Source organism: Agrobacterium sp. FDAARGOS_525 (assembly GCF_003938925.1).
In the GTDB taxonomy this organism is placed as follows: Bacteria; Pseudomonadota; Alphaproteobacteria; order Rhizobiales; family Rhizobiaceae; genus Agrobacterium; species Agrobacterium pusense.
Window position 1 is genome coordinate 1,368,840 of record NZ_RKIU01000003.1, and the last position, 13,123, is coordinate 1,381,962.

Genomic DNA, 13,123 nt, shown 5'->3' on the forward strand with positions numbered 1-13,123 from the left:
GGCATCATCCGTCTCTAACACCCGCGCACTATCGCAGCTTCAAAGCAGCCCTTTACCCGCACAACTGCCTGACCCGAGGAAAGGCTAGGTCTTTATTACCTCGAGACGTTACACAAACATGGCACGAAAACGTGCCGAGATGTTCAGCTTACCTTGATGGCAATAAAGACAAGCGTCAGCGCAATAACCCACAGCGCTATTCGCCCCCATCTGGTATGGCGCGCTTCTGCCCTGCCGATGGCTTCTGCGGTCTGGGCGTCGAAACGCAAGCCGTGCTCGCTCATATACATCAGTTCGGAATGCAGCTTCTCCGTCTTGGCGGCGATCTCCGGCGCTGCCTCGGCGAGCTTCAGGGCGGCCTTCACGCCGTCTTTTAGATCGGTTACGATACGTTTCGGGCCAAGATTGTCCCTTATCCAGCCACTGACAACAGGGTCAGCCGCCTTCCACATGTTGAAGCGCGGATTGAGCATACGCGACACGCCTTCCACCACCACCATGGTCTTTTGCAGCATCACGAGTTCCGGCCGGGTTTCCATGTCGAAAAGCTCAGTGACTTCAAAGAGAAGGGTCAGGAGCTTGCCCATGGAGATCGTCTCGGCCGGCTGGCCGTGAATTGGCTCGCCGATGGCGCGGATCGCCTGCGCGAAACTCGCTATGTCGTGATGGCCCGGCACGTAACCGGCCTCAAAATGTACTTCCGCCACCCGCATGTAATCGCGCGTGATGAAGCCGTAGAGGATTTCAGCGAGAAACCGCCGCTCCTTTTTCCCGAGCCGTCCGGCGATGCCCATATCGACCGCGACTATCATGCCCTGCGGATCGACGAAAAGATTGCCGGGATGCATGTCGGCATGGAAAAAACCGTCGCGCAGGGTGTGCCGCAGGAAGGACTGAATCAGTGTGTCGGCGAGCTTGTTCAGGTCGTGACCGGCGGCCTTCAGGCCTTCAATGTCCGACATCTTGACGCCGTCGATCCACTCCATGGTGACGACGTCACGACCGGTGCGTTCCCAGTCGACTTCGGGAACACGAAAACCGGGATCTTGCCTGGTGTTTTCCGCAAGCTCGGAAAGGGCGGCGGCCTCAAGCCGCAGATCCATCTCGATCTTGGTGGTCTGCTCCAGCGTGCGCGTCACTTCGACTGGGCGCAGACGACGGGCCGAGCGGACAAAGCGCTGTTGCAGGTCGGCGATCAGATACATCGCCTCGAGATCGTTCTGGAAGCGTTGTCGCACGCCGGGACGGATCACCTTCACGGCAACCTTGCGTGGCCCCTTTGGCGTATCCACAATCGCCGGATGGACCTGGGCGATGGAGGCGGCGGCGATCGGGTCGCCAAATTCCCTGTAGAGTTCCGAAACTGGCCGTCCGAGCGATCCCTCGATATTCGCTTTGGCGGCTGCGGCTGGGAAAAAGGCCATGCGGTCCTGAAGGCTTGCGAGATCGTCCGCGAACTCCGCGCCCACCACATCCGGACGGGTGGCCAGAAACTGACCCATCTTCACATAGGACGGTCCAAGCCGCTCGACGGCCACCGCCAGCCGATCGCTACGCTGCGCTCTTTTCGCCTTGCTACGGGCGAATGGCTTCAGCAGGGCCTTTAACACCTGCGCGGGAGCGGGCAGGTCATCGGACGGCAGGGCCAGCACGACGCCTTCGCGCACGAGAACCCAGCCAACCCTTGCGAGGCGGAAATATGCGCCCAAAGTGCTCATGCTTATGCTTGTCTCCTGCCTGTGCCGGCCATGGTCTTAGAGCTTCCAGCCGGAATGCAGGGCGGCGATACCGCCGGTGTAATTGGTATAGGTCACGCGGGAGAAGCCGGCGGTGCGGATCATCGTCGCAAAATCCTCCTGATTGGGGAATTTACGGATCGATTCGACCAGATACTGATAGGGTTCGGCGTCGCCGGTGATCATCTTGCCGAATTGCGGAATGGCATTGAACGACCACGCGTCGTAGACGCGATCAAGCAGCGGCATCTCAACTTCGGAAAACTCCAGCACCAGAAGCCGCCCGCCGCGCTTCAGCACACGGTGCGCTTCCTTCAGCGCAACGTCGATGCGCGGAACATTGCGAATGCCAAAGGCAATCGTATAGGCGTCGAAGCTGTTCGCCTCAAAAGGTAGTTCCTCGGCATTGGCCTCCACGAAGGTCAAATTGTCCGAAAGCTTCTTTTTCGCCGCGCGCTCTCCGCCGACGGCAAGCATTGAGCCGTTGATATCGAGAACGGTGGCATGCGCCAGACGGTTGGAAGCTTCGATGATCCGGAAGGCAATATCCCCGGTACCACCAGCCACGTCCAGAACCTTGTAGGAGGGATCCTTGCGCGGCGAAAGCGAGGACACCATGGCGTCCTTCCACAGCCGGTGCAGGCCGGCCGACATCACGTCATTCATGATATCGTAGCGCTTGGCCACCTTGTGGAAGACCTCGTTGACCATCCCCTGCTTCTGGCCTTCGTCCACCTTGTGGAAGCCATAGGACGTTTCCATGCCGCCTTGGGCGGTGGTACGGGCGTCGGTCATCGTCTGTCTCCATATTTATTGCGTGGCGGACCATAGCGGAAACGCCATGGCGACGCTATCTGTTGCCGCATCGCCTGGGCGCGACATTTCGCGTGCACTTTATAGACCACATGGTCCTAACGAAAAACTGCCGGATAAGCCAGATGCCAGAATTGCCAGAAGTCGAAACCGTCAGACGCGGCCTTGCTCCCGCCATGGAAGGGGCAAGGGTTCGCAAGCTCCATCTCGGCCGCCCCGACCTGCGGTTTCCGTTTCCAGAGGATTTCGCGGAGCTTATCGAGGGGAAGACAATCATCTCGCTCGGAAGGCGGGCAAAATATCTTCTGATCGAGCTGGAGGACGGGCTGACAATCGTGTCCCATCTCGGCATGTCCGGCTCTTTCCGCGTGGAAGCGGAAGCCGATGCAGAAGGCAGCATACCCGGCGTGTTCCACCATCCCCGCTCGAAGGACGGCAAGCACGACCACGTCGTCTTTTATCTGGATAAAGGCGAAGAGCGCATCTGCGTTATATATAATGATCCGCGTCGCTTCGGCTTCATGCATCTGGTGGAGCGCAGCAAGCTCGATCTTTATCCCGCCTTTGCGGAACTTGGCCCGGAGCCAACAGGCAATACGCTGAGCGCGGATTATCTCGCGAGCCGGTTCGACGGTAAAAGCCAACCGCTGAAAAGCACGCTGCTGGACCAGAAGGTTATTGCCGGCCTCGGCAATATCTATGTCTGCGAGGCGCTGTGGCGCGCCCATCTTTCCCCCCTGCGTGCCGCCGGAACGCTGGTAACGAAAGGTGGCAAGCCCACAGCGAAGCTCGTGTATCTCACGGAGAAAATCCGCGATGTCATCGCCGATGCCATCGCCGCCGGGGGCTCATCATTGCGCGACCACATACAGACGGATGGAACGCTTGGTTATTTCCAGCATTCCTTTTCGGTCTACGATCAGGAGGGGCAGCCTTGCCGTACCCCCGGCTGCAGGGGTACGGTTGAAAGGGTGGTGCAGGCTGGCCGCTCCACCTTTTATTGCGCCGCCTGCCAGAAATGAACGAACGACGGAGAAGGGGAGACTGCCGTGGATTATGAAACGATATTGGTCGAAAAGCGCGACGAGGTAGGGGTCATCACGCTCAATCGTCCAAAGGCGCTAAACGCTCTCAATTCCGTGCTTCTGAAAGAGCTGCGACACATCCTGTCTTCATTTTCCGTGGACGATTCCATCGGTGCGGTCGTTATCACCGGCTCTGAGAAGGCATTTGCGGCTGGTGCCGATATCAAGGAAATGCAGGGGCTGGATTTCGTCGATGCCTATGTCGGCGATTTTCTTGGCGGCTGGGACGAGGTTGCGGCCACCCGCAAACCCGTCATCGCCGCCGTTTCCGGTTTTGCCCTCGGGGGCGGGTGCGAACTCGCCATGATGTGCGACTTCATCATAGCATCCGATACGGCAAAGTTCGGCCAGCCGGAGATCACGCTGGGTGTCATTCCAGGCATGGGCGGCTCCCAGCGGCTGACGCGTGCGGTGGGTAAGGCAAAGGCGATGGACCTCGTTCTGACTGGCCGCATGATGGATGCGGCGGAAGCCGAGCGCGCCGGTCTCGTATCGAGAATCGTGCCGGCCGCGAACCTGATGGACGAGGCGGTGGAGGCCGCCACCCGCATCGCGTCGCTGTCGCGTGCCTCCGTGCTCATGGCCAAGGAAAGTGTCAATCGTTCCTTCGAAGTGCCGCTTTCTGAAGGTCTGAGATATGAAAGACGGTCCTTTCAGTCGCTTTTCGCCACGGCAGATCAGAAGGAGGGCATGGCGGCCTTCGTCGAAAAGCGCAAACCTGCTTTCCGGAATCGCTAAGGATTCGGAATATCGGCGCTTTTAAGCGTTTTGCGCGTTGACGGGCGTAAGCTTTAGCGGTATATGCCCGCCCACGGTTAAGGAAAGCCATCCGGCTTGTCCGAAATTACTCCCGCATTCTTGGGTTACGTGAGGTCTTCGAAAGACCCGATCCTCTGGTTGCGGAATTTGGTTTGAATTCGAAGAGAGGCATACATGGCCAATACAACTTCGGCGAAAAAGGCGACCCGCAAGATCGCTCGCCGTACCGCAGTCAACAAGGCTCGCCGTTCGCGCGTTCGCGGCTTCATCCGCAAGGTCGAGGAAGCAATCGCTACCGGTGATCTCGCTGTCGCTACCGAAGCTCTGAAGGCAGCTCAGCCCGAGATCCAGCGCGCCGCCACGAAGGGCGTTCTGCACGGCAACACGGCATCCCGTAAGGTGTCGCGTCTTGCACAGCGCGTGAAGGCTCTTTCCGCCTAATCCGGCTAATTACAAATAATTATTCAAAAAGCCTGGTCTTTGACCGGGCTTTTTCTGATTCTAACCGCCTGTTAATCATTCCTCCCGTAACGTGACAAATGCGTGTCAACTGAACGACAGGAAAAACTTAGCAAAAACAAATACTTGCCGGAGGTCTTCTCCGAAATGGGAAGCTTGCTCTACGGAAGTCGCGGCAAGTTTTGAGTCAAGAAGATTTTTATTTTTTTGCCGAAACAGGCTCTCAAAAAACGCCAAAATTGAATCTCATTGATTCATAAGCGATTCTGCTTTGAACCTTGACGGTGATGCAAAACGGCCTTTGCGAGTCAATGGCCGATCTACGTTTTTGCAGAAAAAACGCCATTGATCTCTCCCCACGATCCTGCCTAAATGCATTTCAACAAGGGGTGCGGATCTCAGTCCACAGATTATCTCGATGTTCGTATCGACGATATTCACCTTCTTGCTGACGGGTCTTTCGAGGTCCGTTTTTTCAGGTCATGGAGCTTTTTGTACCGTTTCGGTCTCGGAGCGGGCGGGAGCTTTTTGTCCTCAAAAATGCGCCTTAAGGTTGTGGCGAAAGGAGCGTTTTGAGCGTGTCGCAGGCCTCTCCATGAGGGAGAGGGAAATGGGAAACCGGCTCGCAAACGAGAATAGTCTTTGACGTTCTTTCGAGGGGAACGCTGAGGGCGGGAATAAACGAGGGGGATCTCTGGCGATCTATTTTGATCGTCAGGCTATGATTGGCAATTTGAAAGGCGGCAATATGCAATTGAATTTGGCGATGGGTGCGGTGGCTGATGGGGACCGCGCACCAAAGGCATGTGATGCAGCTTGCTCAGAGGCGGCAGGGGACAAATCGGCAATGAAGCATGATGCGCTGTTTGAACGTTTTAGCGCGCGGCTCAAGGCACAGGTTGGTCCGGAAGTCTATGCGAGCTGGTTTGCACGGCTGAAACTCCATTCCGTTTCGAAAAGCGTCGTTCGTTTTACCGTTCCGACGACCTTTCTGAAGTCCTGGATCAATAACCGTTATATGGACCTGATCACCAGCCTCGTGCAGAGCGAGGATCCGGATGTGCTGAAGGTGGAAATTCTGGTCCGCTCGGCCAGCCGCCCGGTGCGTCCGGCCCAGGCTGAGGAACGGACACAGCCCGCTCAGGAAATCGGGGCGGTTCAGCGCAACAAGCCTTTTGTCCCGCAGCAGCCCGCGGCGGCGCCTTCTGCGCAGCCCGTGGCCGCGCAGGCAACCCTGCGTCAGGGCGGCTCCGGTCCGCTGTTCGGTTCACCGCTGGATACCCGTTTCACCTTCGAGACGTTTGTGGAAGGTTCGTCCAACCGTGTTGCGCTTGCAGCCGCAAAGACGATCGCAGAAGCCGGCGCTGGCGCCGTGCGTTTTAATCCGCTGTTCATCCATGCGGGTGTGGGCCTCGGCAAGACACATCTTCTGCAGGCCATCGCGAATGCGGCCATCGACAGCCCGCGCAATCCGCGCGTGGTTTATCTGACGGCCGAATATTTCATGTGGCGTTTCGCAACCGCGATCCGTGATAATGACGCTCTGACGCTGAAGGATACGCTGCGCAATATCGATCTGCTCGTCATCGATGACATGCAGTTTCTGCAGGGCAAGATGATCCAGCACGAATTCTGCCACCTGCTGAACATGCTGCTCGACAGCGCCAAGCAGGTCGTGGTTGCGGCTGACCGCGCTCCATGGGAACTGGAATCGCTCGATCCGCGCGTGCGCTCCCGCCTTCAGGGCGGCATGGCCATCGAGATCGAAGGGCCCGATTACGACATGCGTTATGAAATGCTCAACCGCCGCCTCGGTTCGGCCCGTCAGGAAGATCCTTCCTTTGATATTTCGGACGAAATCCTGACCCATGTCGCCAAAAGCGTCACGGCGAGCGGCCGCGAACTTGAGGGTGCGTTCAACCAGCTGATGTTCCGGCGCTCTTTCGAACCGAATCTGTCGGTCGACCGGGTCGATGAACTACTGTCGCATCTCGTCGGCACGGGCGAGGCCAAGCGCGTGCGTATTGAGGATATTCAGCGGATCGTCGCCAAGCATTACAACGTGTCGCGGCAGGAACTGGTGTCCAACCGCCGCACCCGAGTCATCGTCAAGCCACGCCAGATCGCCATGTATCTGGCGAAGATGCTGACGCCGCGGTCTTTCCCGGAGATCGGCCGCCGTTTTGGCGGACGTGACCATACCACGGTTCTGCATGCGGTGCGCAAGATCGAGGAGCTGATCTCCGGCGATACCAAGCTCGGTCATGAGGTCGAGCTGCTGAAGCGCCTGATCAACGAAAACAACGCATGAACAAAGCGGCCTCCGGGCCGCTTTTTTATTCTCTTCTTGTTTGAGGACTAAAGCCGGATGCGCGGGTGTCAGCAGGCGAGGTCGGCGACGACGGCGTCCAGAATGAGCATGCCCGATGGCGTGCAGCGCAGCCGGGAGTTTCCGAGCCGCTCCACAAAGCCGTGCTGGAGAAGAAACTCTTCCTTTTCCGGGTCGAGGTCGCGTCCGGAAAGATCGCTCCAGCGGGCGAGATCGATGCCTTCCCGCAGGCGAAGGCCCATCAGCAGCAATTCGTCGGCCTGTTCATCGACGCCGAGGAGTTCCTGATCGATCATGCCGTGGCCTTCCCGCTCAACGGTTTCCAGCCAGGTCTCAGGGTGGCGTTCGGTCGCCGTTGCGAGCTTGGAGGAGCCGCGCGTCAGACGCCCATGCGCGCCAGGACCGATGCCCGCGTAATCGCCATAACGCCAGTAGGTGAGGTTGTGGCGACTTTCAGCACCGGGCCGGGCATGGTTGGAAACCTCGTAGGCCGGCATGCCGTAACGCTCGGTGATTTCCTGAGTGGCTTCATAAAGCACGGCCGAATGCTCGCCATCTGGCACGATGAGTTTGCCGGCCTTGTGCAGGCCGTAGAAGGGCGTGCCTTCTTCTATCGTCAGCTGATAGAGCGACAGATGGTCAACGGCATAGGAGACTGCTTCCTTCAGCTCGGCGTCCCATTCGGCCACCGTCTGGTTCGGGCGGGCATAGATGAGGTCGAAGGACATACGCGGGAAAATCTCACGCGCCAGCCTGATGGCTTTCAGGGCGTCAGCGACATCATGCAGCCGTCCGAGGAATTTCAGGTCGCGGTCATTCAGCGCCTGCACACCGAGAGAGACGCGGTTGACGCCCGCCGCCCGGTAACCGCGAAACCGCTCTGCCTCGACGCTCGAAGGATTGGCTTCCATGGTGATCTCGATACCATCCGGCACATGCCAGAAGCGCGAGACGCCATCAAGAAGTGCTGCGACTGTCTGCGGGTCCATCAGCGATGGCGTGCCGCCGCCCATGAAGATGCTGGTGACGACGCGCGGGCCGCTCAGCGACCGCATATGTTCCATTTCACGCAGGAAGGCAGCCGTAAACCGCTCCTGATCTACCGGCCGGTGGCGGACATGGCTGTTGAAATCGCAATAGGGGCATTTGGCCGCGCAGAAGGGCCAATGCAGATAAATCCCGAAACCGGGATCGCCCGTATCCGGCAGAAGCGATGCGCCGGGGGCAGAAAGTTGATGCTCCCCGACCATCGGGTTCATGCCTCCAGGCAGGTTTCTACGAATTTTTTAAACGCACGGGCACGGTGCGATAGCGCAAAGCTGTCGCCATGTTTCCAGCCGTGTTTTTCGTCCGCGGTCATCTCACCGAATGTGGTGTCGTAACCCTCGGGTTTGAAGATCGGATCATAGCCAAATCCGCTCGTTCCGCGCGGTGGCCAGACGACAGTGCCTTCCACCTCGCCACGGAAATACTCGACATGACCGTCGGGCCAGGCCAGGCACAGCACGCTGACAAAGCGGGCCGTGCGATCTTCCGGTTTCGATGCGCCGTGCTCGGCCAGCGCATCTTCAACTTTCCGCATCGCCATGGCGAAGTCGCGTGTGCCGTCGGCCGTCTCCGCCCAATTGGCGGTGTAGACACCGGGCGCACCGTCAAGCGCGTCGATAACCAGACCGGAATCGTCGGACAAAGCCGGAAGACCGGATGCCTTAGCAGAGGCAAGCGCCTTGATGGCGGCATTTTCTTCGAAGGTCGTACCTGTCTCGTCCGGCTCTTCGAAGTTGAGCTCAGCCGCCGACTTGGCGGAAAAGCCGAAAGGGCCGATCAGATCGGCAATTTCGGCAATCTTGCCTTTGTTGTGGCTGGCGACGACGATGGTTCTGGTATCGAGCTTGCGCATCACGCTTTCCTGTCGGCTCAGGCGATGGCCTGTTTCTGAAGGGCGACCAATTCGCTGCAGCCGGCTTTGGCCAGGCCGAGCAGCGTCAGGAATTCTTCTTCGGAGAAGGGCGCGCCTTCAGCAGTACCCTGAACCTCGACGATGCCGCCCGAGCCGGTGATGACGAAATTCGCGTCGGTCTCGGCGGAGGAATCTTCGAGATAGTCGAGATCGATAACCGGCTGGTTGGCGAAGATACCGCAGGAGATCGCCGCGATATGATCCTTCAGGACTTTCTCGACCTTGATCATGTTGCGGGTTTCCATCCACTTCAGGCAATCGTGCAGCGCGATCCACGCGCCGGTAATGGAGGCGGTGCGGGTACCGCCATCGGCCTGGATGACGTCGCAATCGATGCTGATCTGGCGTTCGCCGAGCGCCTGAAGGTCAACGACGGCGCGCAACGAGCGGCCGATGAGGCGCTGGATTTCCTGCGTACGGCCGCCCTGCTTGCCGGAAGCAGCTTCGCGCTTCATGCGTTCATGGGTGGAGCGCGGAAGCATGCCATATTCTGCGGTAACCCAGCCCTTGCCGCTGTTGCGCAGCCACGGCGGCGTCTTTTCTTCGAGGCTTGCGGTGACGAGCACATGCGTGTCGCCGAATTTCACGAGACAGGATCCTTCGGCATGTTTCGAGAAATTGCGCTCGAAGGAAACCTTGCGCATCTGGTCGGTTTTTCTGCCTGAAGGCCGCATATGATCCACTCTCCATGTTGGTCCCTGCCTTCTAAGGCGAGGTCCTGGCTTTTGCAAAGCCAATTTCCATTTTGCCGCGGCCGCGCGACGCATTATATTGATGGCAGACAAGATATGGACGACAAAGAACGGACGAATGGGCTTTTCTGCACCGCTTTCAAAAGATCAGGCATCGCTTCTCGATGAACGGTCGCGGGAAATTTTCCGGCGCATCGTCGAAGGTTATCTCGATACCGGCGAACCGTTGGGCTCACGCAGCCTGTCGCGGCTGCTGCCGATGTCGCTTTCACCGGCCTCCGTCCGGAACGTCATGAGCGATCTGGAGGAACTGGGCCTCATCTATTCCCCTCACATCAGCGCTGGGCGCCTTCCCACCCAGACCGGGTTGCGCTTTTTCGTTGATGCCTTCATGCAGGTAGGCGATCTGCCAGCGGAGGAACGCGCAAGCATCGATCGTCAGATCGGGCCGGTCGCCGGTCACGAGCAATCGCTGGAAGGGCTGCTGACGGAGGCGAGCCGCATGTTGTCCGGGATGTCGCGGGGCGCAGGCCTGGTGCTGACGGCCAAGAACGATGTGGTGCTCAAGCATGTCGAATTCATCAGGCTCGAACCCACCAAGGCGCTCGCCGTGCTGGTGGGTGATCATAATCAGGTCGAAAATCGCATCATAGAGTTACCGACTGGCATTTCTTCGTCACAGTTGACCGAGGCTGCGAATTTCATCAATGCCCATCTGTCCGGCCAGACGCTGCAGGAATTGCGTGGCCAGTTCCAGAAGCAGCAGGCGGAGCTGCAGTCCGAACTCGGCAAGCTGGCACAGGATCTCATCGAACGCGGTCTGGCTGTCTGGGCGGGCGATAGCGAGGACGGCAAGCTTGGTCGTCTCATCGTTCGCGGGCGGTCCAATCTGCTGGAGGGACTGGCCGGCGAGGAAGACATCGATCGTGTTCGCCTGCTCTTTGACGATCTGGAGCGTAAGGAAAACCTCATTGAAATCCTCAACCTCGCGGAAAGTGGGTCGGGAGTGAGGATTTTTATCGGTTCGGAAAACAAGCTCTTTTCGCTGTCGGGTTCCTCGCTCATCGTCGCGCCGTATCGTGACGAGGACAATCGTGTCGTTGGTGCGGTCGGCGTCATCGGGCCCACCAGGCTGAATTATGCCCGTATCGTGCCCATGGTGGATTACACCGCGCAGATCATGGCCCGCCTTTCCCGCAAACAGAGATAGACAAGCCGGCAAGGAACGAGAATGCGGCAAGCTTTTCGCCGCAAGCCTTGATTTTTGCCCGCCAAAGCTCGATATCGGGCGCAACCACTAACAGTCTAATCTGGAGAACGTCATGACCGACGATACAAAAAAGCCCGGACCTGACGCGGACGTCGCGGAAGAGTTTGTCGAACCTGTTAAGGCAGGCGAAGAACAGGCTGAAACGGCGGAGCCCGATCCGGTCGAAGTGCTCAAGGCGGAAAATGCCGACCTGCGCGACAAGTTCCTGCGCCTTGCCGCGGAAATGGACAATCTTCGTCGTCGCACAGAACGCGACGTGAAGGATGCCAAGACCTATTCCATGGCCGCTTTTGCCCGCGACATGCTGGCGGTTTCAGACAATCTTCGCCGCGCTCTCGAGGCCATTCCCGCTGAGCTCAAGACCAATGGCGAAGCCGGGCTGAACGGCTTGATTGAAGGTGTCGAAATGACCGAGCGCTCGATGCTGTCGACGCTGGAACGCCATGGCGTGAAGAAGATCGATGCCGAAGGCCAGAAGTTCGACCCGAATTTCCACCAGGCCATGTTTGAAATTCCCAACACGACGGTTCCCAACAATACCGTATTGCAGGTAATTCAGGCCGGGTTCACCATTGGCGACCGCGTTCTGCGCCCCGCCATGGTCGGTGTCTCCAAGGGCGGCCCGAAGGCGGAAACCGCTGCCTCGGCCGAACCGGGCACCGCGTCGGTCAATGAAAAAGACGCTTGAGGCCATCTGTGCCGACGTAACGAAAAACGCGCCTTCAGGGCGCGTTTTTTATTGCCATTAACTGGGAAAAGAAGGCCTGCCGTCAGGCAGCCGTTGCCTGTTCCTGATTAAGGAAGGCGTAGATCGCCGTATCGGAATCTGTAGCACGCAGCTTGGCCACCAGTTCAGGGTCGCGCAGGGCACGCGCAATGCGTGAAAGTGCCTTCAGATGGTCGGCGCCGGCACCTTCTGGCGCCAGCAGCAGGAAAACCAGATCAACAGGCTGATCGTCCAGCGCTTCGAAATCGACCGGCGTTTCAAGACGTGCGAAAACACCGGTGATCTGCTGGATGCTGTTGAGCTTGCCATGGGGAATGGCAATGCCGTGCCCCACACCGGTGGAGCCGAGCTTTTCACGCTGGAGGATGACGTCGAACACTTCCCGTTCCGAGACTCCGGTAATTCTGGCTGCCTTTGCGGCCAGCTCCTGAAGCAGCTGCTTTTTGGAATTCACCTTGAGGGCGGGAATAATCGCATCTTGTTGCAGCAAATCTGCCAACGCCATTCTCTTTTTCCTTCATGCCATCGAGACGAGGCGGAAGGCAGATGCACTTTCGCGTCCTGCCTTCCACGTCTTGTCAGACTGTTCAGCTCTTGATCGTTTCCGCGTCGATCCAGCCAATATTGCCGTCGTGACGCCGGTAGACGATGTTGAGATATTCCTTGCCCGGGCTGCGGAACAGCAGAACCGGTTCGTCGGTCATGTCGAGCGCCATCACGGCACTGGCAACAGACATGGTCTTAATCTGTTTCGAACTCTCGGCCACAATGGTGGGTGCGTAATCTTCGGGGACCTCGTGGTCCTCATCGGGAATAGCATCCATCACCGTATAGGCAATTTCCTGCGACACGCCGTTCGCACCATTGTGATGGTCCTTGAGCTTGCGCTTGTAGCGACGCAGGCGCTTTTCGATCCGCTCGGCGGCGGCATCGAAGCTCGCTTGCGGATCATTCGCCTGACCCGCCGCATGCAATACAACGCCCGTATCGAGATGCAGCTTGCAATCGGCCGCAAAACGCGATCCGGACTTCTCTACGGTCACTTGGCCTGAATACCCCCCATCGAAGTATTTGGTAACCGCCAGACCTATATTGTCCTCAATCCGCTGACGGAAAGATTCACCGATCTCCATATGTTTACCAGATACACGCACACTCATGGAAATTTTCCTTTTTGTAGTGATTTGCGAGTACCAGCTTACGTCAAGCCGCGCGCGCATCCAAGCGTTTCGAAGACCTTAAAAAGCCCTCATTCGAATTTTACGCCCATGGACGGTGGAGATGAATCCGTTA

The 13,123-nt window shown here is 58.2% G+C and carries 13 protein-coding genes; 6 read left to right on the forward strand and 7 right to left on the reverse strand.

Features of this window, described 5'->3' with window-relative positions:
• Positions 1-143: 143 nt before the first annotated feature.
• On the reverse strand, positions 144-1,718 hold the full coding sequence (ubiB, locus tag EGT36_RS07900; protein WP_004439518.1) for a 2-polyprenylphenol 6-hydroxylase: 1,575 nt from the start codon (positions 1,716-1,718) through the stop codon (positions 144-146).
• A 36-nt stretch (positions 1,719-1,754) separates the two neighbouring features.
• Positions 1,755-2,531: a bifunctional demethylmenaquinone methyltransferase/2-methoxy-6-polyprenyl-1,4-benzoquinol methylase UbiE gene (ubiE, locus tag EGT36_RS07905; protein WP_037089412.1), complete on the reverse strand. Its 777-nt coding sequence runs from the start codon at positions 2,529-2,531 to the stop codon at positions 1,755-1,757.
• 143 nt (positions 2,532-2,674) lie between these two features.
• On the opposite strand from ubiE, the gene mutM reads away from it, so the two are divergent.
• The 4 genes from mutM to dnaA all read left to right on the forward strand — a co-directional run bounded on the left by mutM (position 2,675) and on the right by dnaA (position 7,163).
• On the forward strand, positions 2,675-3,571 hold the full coding sequence (gene mutM / locus EGT36_RS07910; RefSeq protein WP_006699684.1) for a bifunctional DNA-formamidopyrimidine glycosylase/DNA-(apurinic or apyrimidinic site) lyase: 897 nt from the start codon (positions 2,675-2,677) through the stop codon (positions 3,569-3,571).
• A gap of 27 nt (positions 3,572-3,598) precedes the next feature.
• Positions 3,599-4,372, forward strand: a complete 774-nt coding sequence (locus EGT36_RS07915; RefSeq protein WP_004439522.1) for an enoyl-CoA hydratase — start codon at positions 3,599-3,601, stop codon at positions 4,370-4,372.
• A gap of 195 nt (positions 4,373-4,567) precedes the next feature.
• Positions 4,568-4,834 (forward strand): 30S ribosomal protein S20, encoded by a 267-nt coding sequence (gene rpsT / locus EGT36_RS07920; protein WP_004439523.1) that lies wholly within the window; start codon positions 4,568-4,570, stop codon positions 4,832-4,834.
• A gap of 865 nt (positions 4,835-5,699) precedes the next feature.
• Positions 5,700-7,163: a chromosomal replication initiator protein DnaA gene (gene dnaA, locus EGT36_RS07925; RefSeq protein WP_006699682.1), complete on the forward strand. Its 1,464-nt coding sequence runs from the start codon at positions 5,700-5,702 to the stop codon at positions 7,161-7,163.
• A 68-nt stretch (positions 7,164-7,231) separates the two neighbouring features.
• Here dnaA and hemW read toward each other — a convergent pair whose 3' ends face one another.
• From hemW to rph, 3 genes are read right to left on the reverse strand one after another with little or no spacing between them, the layout of a single operon-like run.
• Positions 7,232-8,431 (reverse strand): radical SAM family heme chaperone HemW, encoded by a 1,200-nt coding sequence (hemW, locus tag EGT36_RS07930; RefSeq protein WP_035206815.1) that lies wholly within the window; start codon positions 8,429-8,431, stop codon positions 7,232-7,234.
• 5 nt (positions 8,432-8,436) lie between these two features.
• The gene (gene rdgB / locus EGT36_RS07935; RefSeq protein ID WP_004439530.1) at positions 8,437-9,081 is read right to left on the reverse strand and encodes an RdgB/HAM1 family non-canonical purine NTP pyrophosphatase; all 645 of its coding nucleotides are present in this window, start codon (positions 9,079-9,081) and stop codon (positions 8,437-8,439) included.
• A gap of 17 nt (positions 9,082-9,098) precedes the next feature.
• Positions 9,099-9,815 carry a ribonuclease PH gene (gene rph, locus EGT36_RS07940; RefSeq protein ID WP_003503798.1) on the reverse strand — a complete coding sequence of 239 codons (717 nt, stop codon included), beginning with the start codon at positions 9,813-9,815 and terminating at the stop codon, positions 9,099-9,101.
• A gap of 136 nt (positions 9,816-9,951) precedes the next feature.
• Here rph and hrcA point away from each other — a divergent pair, with 136 nt between their 5' ends.
• Both hrcA and grpE read left to right on the forward strand, forming a co-directional pair.
• Complete coding sequence (hrcA, locus tag EGT36_RS07945) at positions 9,952-11,043, forward strand: heat-inducible transcriptional repressor HrcA (protein WP_004439533.1); 1,092 nt, start codon at positions 9,952-9,954, stop codon at positions 11,041-11,043.
• Positions 11,044-11,155: 112 nt separating this feature from the next.
• Entirely contained in the window at positions 11,156-11,791 is a 636-nt protein-coding gene (grpE, locus tag EGT36_RS07950) for a nucleotide exchange factor GrpE (RefSeq protein WP_037089407.1), read from the forward strand.
• A gap of 82 nt (positions 11,792-11,873) precedes the next feature.
• Here grpE and ptsN read toward each other — a convergent pair whose 3' ends face one another.
• A complete protein-coding gene (gene ptsN / locus EGT36_RS07955; RefSeq protein ID WP_004439537.1) occupies positions 11,874-12,335 on the reverse strand; it encodes a PTS IIA-like nitrogen regulatory protein PtsN in 462 nt (153 codons plus the stop codon).
• A gap of 82 nt (positions 12,336-12,417) precedes the next feature.
• On the reverse strand, positions 12,418-12,990 hold the full coding sequence (gene hpf, locus EGT36_RS07960; RefSeq protein ID WP_003520085.1) for a ribosome hibernation-promoting factor, HPF/YfiA family: 573 nt from the start codon (positions 12,988-12,990) through the stop codon (positions 12,418-12,420).
• Between the last annotated feature and the right edge of the window lie 133 nt (positions 12,991-13,123).

What these genes read in the sequence shown, in the direction of transcription:
- hpf (WP_003520085.1), bottom strand. Translation starts at nt 12,990, where the DNA reads ATGAGTGTGCGTGTATCTGGTAAACATATGGAGATCGGTGAATCTTTC.
- ubiE (WP_037089412.1), bottom strand. Translation starts at nt 2,531, where the DNA reads ATGACCGACGCCCGTACCACCGCCCAAGGCGGCATGGAAACGTCCTAT.
- mutM (WP_006699684.1), top strand. Translation starts at nt 2,675, where the DNA reads ATGCCAGAATTGCCAGAAGTCGAAACCGTCAGACGCGGCCTTGCTCCC.
- ubiB (WP_004439518.1), bottom strand. Translation starts at nt 1,718, where the DNA reads ATGAGCACTTTGGGCGCATATTTCCGCCTCGCAAGGGTTGGCTGGGTT.
- grpE (WP_037089407.1), top strand. Translation starts at nt 11,156, where the DNA reads ATGACCGACGATACAAAAAAGCCCGGACCTGACGCGGACGTCGCGGAA.
- rpsT (WP_004439523.1), top strand. Translation starts at nt 4,568, where the DNA reads ATGGCCAATACAACTTCGGCGAAAAAGGCGACCCGCAAGATCGCTCGC.
- rph (WP_003503798.1), bottom strand. Translation starts at nt 9,815, where the DNA reads ATGCGGCCTTCAGGCAGAAAAACCGACCAGATGCGCAAGGTTTCCTTC.
- hemW (WP_035206815.1), bottom strand. Translation starts at nt 8,431, where the DNA reads ATGGTCGGGGAGCATCAACTTTCTGCCCCCGGCGCATCGCTTCTGCCG.
- rdgB (WP_004439530.1), bottom strand. Translation starts at nt 9,081, where the DNA reads ATGCGCAAGCTCGATACCAGAACCATCGTCGTCGCCAGCCACAACAAA.
- dnaA (WP_006699682.1), top strand. Translation starts at nt 5,700, where the DNA reads ATGAAGCATGATGCGCTGTTTGAACGTTTTAGCGCGCGGCTCAAGGCA.
- hrcA (WP_004439533.1), top strand. Translation starts at nt 9,952, where the DNA reads ATGGGCTTTTCTGCACCGCTTTCAAAAGATCAGGCATCGCTTCTCGAT.
- ptsN (WP_004439537.1), bottom strand. Translation starts at nt 12,335, where the DNA reads ATGGCGTTGGCAGATTTGCTGCAACAAGATGCGATTATTCCCGCCCTC.